This is a genomic window from Actinomycetota bacterium (genome assembly GCA_036280995.1).
In the GTDB taxonomy this organism is placed as follows: domain Bacteria; phylum Actinomycetota; class CALGFH01; order CALGFH01; family CALGFH01; genus CALGFH01.
Genome location: DASUPQ010000610.1, coordinates 1 through 6185 on the forward strand (window position 1 = coordinate 1; position 6185 = coordinate 6185).

The 6185-nt window shown below is 75.7% G+C and carries 6 protein-coding genes; 4 read left to right on the plus strand and 2 right to left on the minus strand.

Annotation, left to right across the window (positions count from 1 at the left end; translation table 11 throughout):
- Positions 1–389, minus strand: a 389-nt coding sequence (locus VF468_20590; protein HEX5880689.1) for a hypothetical protein, incomplete at its 3' end; no start/stop codon positions are given.
- Entirely contained in the window at positions 386–637 is a 252-nt protein-coding gene (locus VF468_20595; GenBank protein HEX5880690.1) for a hypothetical protein, read from the minus strand. The genes VF468_20590 and VF468_20595, both read right to left, overlap by 4 nt.
- A 120-nt stretch (positions 638–757) precedes the next feature.
- Between VF468_20595 and VF468_20600 the strand changes: the two genes are divergently transcribed.
- The 4 genes from VF468_20600 (at position 758) to VF468_20615 (ending at position 6133) form a co-directional block, all read left to right on the plus strand.
- Entirely contained in the window at positions 758–1681 is a 924-nt protein-coding gene (locus tag VF468_20600) for an acyltransferase domain-containing protein (GenBank protein HEX5880691.1), read from the plus strand.
- Positions 1682–2036: 355 nt separating this feature from the next.
- Positions 2037–2720: a hypothetical protein gene (locus VF468_20605; GenBank protein ID HEX5880692.1), complete on the plus strand. Its 684-nt coding sequence runs from the start codon at positions 2037–2039 to the stop codon at positions 2718–2720.
- A gap of 124 nt (positions 2721–2844) precedes the next feature.
- On the plus strand, positions 2845–4632 hold the full coding sequence (locus tag VF468_20610) for a DEDD exonuclease domain-containing protein (protein HEX5880693.1): 1788 nt from the start codon (positions 2845–2847) through the stop codon (positions 4630–4632).
- 301 nt (positions 4633–4933) lie between these two features.
- Positions 4934–6133 carry a hypothetical protein gene (locus tag VF468_20615; protein HEX5880694.1) on the plus strand — a complete coding sequence of 400 codons (1200 nt, stop codon included), beginning with the start codon at positions 4934–4936 and terminating at the stop codon, positions 6131–6133.
- Positions 6134–6185 lie beyond the last annotated feature (52 nt).

The following is a 6185-nucleotide window of genomic DNA, read 5'->3' on the forward strand; positions in this document are numbered from 1 at the left end:
GCCACCGCCGCCGCCACCGCCGCCTCCCCCTCCGGGCCGAGGGCGAGCCCCACCTTGGCCACCGCCTCCGGAGACTCGCCGCTGGCCAGGGCCTCGGCGTGGCGCCCGGCCCGGACCAGCCGGACCAGCGCCTCCTCCTCGTCCAGGACCCGCTCGTCCACCAGCTTCCTGAAGCTCTGGTCGAGATCGAGGGTTCGCCTGACGAGGGCGAGGACCCGCGGGTGGCGCAGCCGCTTGGGCGTCCAGGTCTGGTACTGGCGCAGCGGCCCCGGCAGGTCGGCGTGGTCGGCGGCCCGCAGGGTGGCCAGGGCGGCGTCCAGGTACCCGGCCAGCAGCGCCTCGGGCACGTCGGCCATCCCCGGCCCGTCCGGGTCCACCGGCCCGCTCACCGCTCCGCCGATGTCGGCTCGCCGATCACGGGGACGACCTCGACGTCGCCGGCCGACCCGCACCAGCGGCAGCGCACCTCCTCGACCTCGACGGCCAGGTCGCGCTCCTCCTCGACGGTCAGCTCCCCGGCCACGGTGTAGTGCCAGAAGGCGGTCGTGCGCCGGCCGGCGACCACGTCGAACCGGGTGAGGTTGCCGCAGGCGGCGCAGCGAAGCCGCTCGCCACGGCCGGGAAGGTGGTCGAGCACGCGTCCTCCTGGGGGCGAGCCGGAACGAGGTTCCGTCCAGGGTAACCGTGGTAGCCCATAAAGGGTCCAAACAACGGCTAGTTGTCTGTGATCCCTTCTCCTCAATAGGATGCTTGCCCTGTGGAAAAGATCGCCTTCACCTTCCCTGGCCAGGGCCGCATCGCCAGGAACAGCGGTGCCCCCTGGTCCGACGACCCGGCCGGCTGGCCGTTCGTCCGGGCGTCGGCGATCCTCGGCTGGGACGTGATCGAGGTCCTGGAGTCCGGCGACGCCGCCCTGTCCGACACCCGTAAGGCCCAGCCGGCCATCTACGTCCACTCCGCCGCCTGCCACCTCCTGGCCAAGGAGGAGGGGCTGCGGCCCGACCTGGTCGCCGGCCACTCCCTTGGCGAGTACGCCGCCCTGTTCGCGGCCGGCGGGGTCAGCTTCGAGCAGGGCCTCGAGCTGGTCGTGCGCCGGGCCGAGCTGGCCCACCAGGCCGGCGGCACCGGGGTCATGCGGGTCGTCCTCGGCCTGCCCGACAAGACGGTCGGCCAGCTCTGCCGCACCGTCCGGCGCCAGGTCGGCAAGGTGTTCCTGGCCAACTCCAACGCCCCCGGCCAGGTCGTCATCTCCGGCGAGTCCGAGGCGGTCGAGGAGACGGCCCGGCGAGCCATGGCCGCCGGGGCCAAGCGGGTCCTGACCCTGCCCATCGGCGGCGGCTTCCACACCCCGCTGATGCGCGCGGCCAGGCGTCCTTTCAAGGACGCCATCGACCGCATCGACCTGACCCGCCTCGAGGTCCCCCTGGTCTCCAACGCCAAGGCCCGGGTGGTCCGCAGCGGCCGCCAGGCCGGCCGCCTCCTGGCCCGCCAGCTCACCAGCCCCGTCCACTGGACCAGCTGCGTCGAGCGCCTCCGGGATCTCGGCACCACCAGCTACGTCGAGCTCGGCCCCGGCAAGGTCCTCGAGGGCCTGATCCGCCGCATCGACCCCCGAGCCGTGGTCTCCATCGCCGCCACCCCCGACGAGGTCCGCGCCCTCGCCAAATCAGCCCGCGCCTGACCCCGGGCCCAGCGCCGGGGCTCCCGGCGAGCCAGCCCGCGCCTCACCGTGGACCCGGGTTCCCGGGCCCCCACCCGGGAGGGTAGCCCGGCCGGGGCGTTGGTGCGCTGGCTCATCCACAGCCCACCGCAGCCCCGCACAGCCCACTCCACCCGCACCCAGCTGCCGCCCCCGCCCGTCCGCCCCGGGTCGCCGGCCCGCGGTCGGCGACCCCGCACCGCTCCGGCTCGGCGCTCCCAAAGTCGAGCCGAACGGCCCCCGCGTCCGGTTTGTCCCCCTGCCGCGGCGGGCTGGCTTTCGCTTACGATTGCGATCACCGCGGCCCTCGCGGTGGCCGACAGGTAGGAGGCGCGCCGTGCGAGCGCACGAGCTGGTCGAAACCGGTCGCCAGCACGTGGCCACCGGCCGGATCCGCGAGGCGATGGCCTGCTTCAAGCGGGCCGCCGACGACCCCGAACGTGGCGCCGAGGCGCTGAGCCTGCTCGCCGCCGCCTACCTGCTGCCCGGGTCGCCGGCCCCCGAGCTCGCCCTCGCCCACGCCCACCGCGCCGCCAGCCACCCGGCCGCGGGCGGCGAGCACCTGGCCCGCTGCGCCGCCGTCGCCCTCACCGCCGGCGACCCGTCGCTGGCCGAGGAGCTGGCCGGCCGCGCCGGCCGCGCCGGCGGCGGCGAGGCCCTGGCCATCCGGGCCACCGCCCTGCTGCGCCTCGGCGACCTGGCCGAGGTGCGGGCCCTGCTCGCGGGGCTGGAGCGGGCGTCGGGCCCGGCGGTGTTCTGGCGGCGGCTGGTGGTGGAGGCGTCGGCGGCCGGCCGGCTCGACATCGCCTTCACCGTCCGCCGGGCCATGCGCCGCGCCGGCCTCCGCGCCCCCGCCGTCCCCGACGTCCTCGTCCGGGCCATGGCCGGGCCGCTGTTCTTCGCCTGTCTGGCCACCGCCTCCGTGCTGGCCGTGGCCGTGCCCAACCAGGTGGCCGCGGTGGTCGCGCTCGGGTTCCTCGCCGTCGGCCTCGGCACGGCCGTGCTGGCCCGGCGCGGCTGACCAGCCGGTCCGCTGGGCGCCCCTGCGCCCGGTCTCCCCAGGTGGCCTCGAGGTGCTTGACCTCGAACACCTGTTCGTCTAGCGTCGCCTCGACAGCCCAGAGCGGACGAAGGGAACCGCAGGGATGCCCGCCGCATCCGTCGCCATCCAGGGTCGTCTCGACGACCTCGGCACCCCGCTGCTCGACGTCGAGTTCGTCGTGCTCGACCTGGAGACCACCGGCGGGTCGCCCGCCAACGACCGGATCACCGAGGTCGGCGCCGTCAAGATCCGCGGCGGCGAGGTCCTCGGCACCTTCCACACCCTGGTCAACCCCGAGGTCTCGATCCCGCCCCTGATCAGCGCCCTGACCGGCATCACCAACGGGATGGTGGCCGACGCCGAGCCGATCGAGGTCGTGCTCCCCTGCCTGCTCGAGTTCCTCGGCGGCGCCGTGCTGGTCGCCCACAACGCCTCCTTCGACCGGCGCTTCGTCCAGGCCAACCTGGAGCGCCACGGCTACCAGCGCCTGGCCAGCCGGGTCGTCTGCACGGCCCGGCTGGCCCGCAAGCTCCTCCCCCGCGACGAGGTGCCCAACGTCCGGCTGGCCACCCTGGCCGCCTACCTCGGGGCGACGGTCGCCCCCTGCCACCGGGCCCTGACCGACGCCAGGGCCACCGTGGACGTATTCCACGGTCTGCTGGAGCGGGCCGGGTCCTACGGCGTCCTCGCCCTCGAGGACCTGATCGAGTTCCCCTCGGCCAAGGCGAGCGCCAACTTCAAGAAGGTCCACCTGGCCGACCGGCTCCCCCGCTGCCCGGGGGTCTACCTGTTCCGCGACGCCGCCGGGCGGGTCCTGTACGTCGGCAAGGCCAAGGACCTCCGGACCCGGGTCCGCAGCTACTTCTCGGGCGACGGACGGGTCAAGGTCGCCGACCTGCTGCGCGAGCTGGCCGCGATCGACCATCAGCCGTGCGCGACCGAGCTGGAGGCGAGCGTCCGCGAGGTCCGGATGATCCAGCACCACCGGCCCCGCTACAACCGCCGGGGCCGCAACCCCGAGCGCTACTGCTACCTGAAGCTGACCCGCGAGCGGTTCCCGCGGCTGTCGCTGGTGCGGCGGGTCCAGGCCGACGGGGCCCGCTACCTGGGCCCGTTCGGCTCGACCGGGCAGGCGGAGCTGGTCAAGTCGGCGATCGAGGACGCCCTGCCGCTGCGCCGCTGCACCATGCGGCTGGGGGCGCGCGGGGGCGGGTCGGCCTGCGCGCTGCTGGAGCTGGGCCGCTGCCTGGGGCCGTGTGTCGGCGCCGTGGGCCAGGAGCGCTACGCCGCCCTGGTCGCCACCCTCGAGGCGGCCCTGGACGGCGACCCCGAACCCGTGCTCGGGCCGCTTCGCCGCCGCATGGCCGCCTACGCGGCCGAGCAGCGCTACGAGCAGGCGGCCGGCGCCCGGGACCGGCTGGAGGCGCTCACCCGCGCCCTGGCCGAGGCCCGCCGGGCCGCCGCCCTGGCCGGCGCCGAGGAGATCATCCTGGCGCGGCCGCACCCCGACGGCCGGGAGGTGACCGTGGTCCGGCGCGGCCAGCTGGCCGCCGTTGGCCTGGTCGCCGCCGACGACCCGCCGGGGGTGGAGCGCCTGCTGGCGGCGGCCGCGCCGCCGGAGCCGTTCGAGGGCCCGCCCCCACGCCACCTCGCCGACGAGGTCAACCTGGTCACCCGCTGGCTGGAGGGAGCCGCCGGCAAGGCCGAGCTCCTCGGCGTCCGGGGCCGCCTGGCCAGCCCGGCGGTCGGCGGCGCGCTCCTCCAGCTCCGCTACGACCCCGGCCGCCACCGCCACGCCTGGCCCCCCGGCGAGGCCCGCGGCCGCCCCGAGGCCCGTCCCTCCCGCCGCCCGACCCGCCGTCACGCCGGGACGTTCGGCACGGGATCCTGACCCGCCCGGAAATCGGTCCGTCGGCCGGCCGACCCTGAGCCGTCGCCCGGGCTGGTGCGCCACAGGAGCGAATCGGCCCGCAATCTGCGCTCGTTCGCCGCCGCCGTCGCGCCTGCTTTGCTGCCGTCCCGAATTTCGCGGCGGCGGCGCGCTTGGCCGGGCCGATGATCGCTTAGGGAGATTCGTGCCGGATTCGGTTGTCTGTGGAAGGAGCGGTAGGCTATCGCGCGTCCGGGCGGGTCGTCCGGCGAGATAGGATTTCGCCCCCGGTCCCCCACCCGCAGAAAGGGAGGTCTCCCCCGTGAGCGCGTTCGAGCCACAGCTGCCCACCGATCCGAAGGTCGACATGCCCGATTTCATGGTCGTCCTCCGGGGCTTCGACCGCCGCCAGGTGGAGATGTGGGCCGCCGAGGTGGCTCAGCAGATCGAGCAGGAACGGCAGCGGGCCGACGAGGCCGAGAAGCGCGCCTACCGGGTGCAGATCGAGCACAAGGGCGAACCGTCCTTCAGTCACCTCGGCACGCACGTGGCCAGCATCCTCGAGGAGGCCGGCCGGTCGTCCGAGAACATGCTCGCCGACGCGGCCGAGCGGGCCCAGGAGGCGATCGACGCCGCCGAGGATGAGGCGGCCGAGATCATCAAGGCGGCCGAGCACCGGGCGGGCGAGATCGAGGGCGAGGCCCGCCGGACGCTCGAGGACTCCCGGGCCGAGGGGGCGCGGGTCGAGGAGGAGTCCCTGCAGGCGGCCGAGGAGATGCGCGCCCAGGCCGAGCAGGACGCCAGGACGGTGCTGGAGGAGGCTCGCGACGCGACCGACATGATCTGGCAGGAGGCCGAGCGCGAGCGCCTCGGGGTCGAGGCCGAGACGATCCGGCTGGAGACGCTGCGGCACCGGTCCCTCGAGCAGCTCGGCCGGGTCTACGGGCACCTCGAGTCGGTGCTCGACGAGGTCCGCGCCGGCATCGGCCGGGTCGAGGAGGAGCAGGAGGATCTGGACGAGGCGACCGCCGCCGCCGCGGCCCGGCTCGGGGTCGAGCCCCCGGCCAGCTCCCCCGAGGAGAGCCCCCGGTTCCCCAGCCCCCGCGACATCGAGCAGCGCGAGCGCGACCGCGAGGACGGGATGCTCTCGGCCACCCGGCCGGAAACGCCGGCGACCCTCGGGGAGCCCGGTCCCGCCGCCACAGACGAGCTGCCCCTGGAGCCGGCCCTGACCGACAGCCCCGGCGACGGGCCCGACCGGCCCTCGTCCGGCGACGCGGAGACGCGGCCGGCCCTCGACACCGGTCCGGCCGCGACCACCCAGCCGACCCCGGCCGCCCCGGGCGACGCCACCCAGCCGGTCCCGGCCGCCGCGGACGAGCCGGACGAGGCGCCGGGCAACGGCGAGGGCGGCGCCGACGACCAGGACGCCACCCAGCGCCTGGCCCCGGTGGCCAACGGCGGCAGCAACAAGCCCCGTTCCCCCAAGCCCGTCACCAAGGAAGGCAAGGGCCGCCACTAGCGCCCTCCTCCACGCCCGGGGCGCGCCCGGCCCGACCTACACTGGCGGCGGG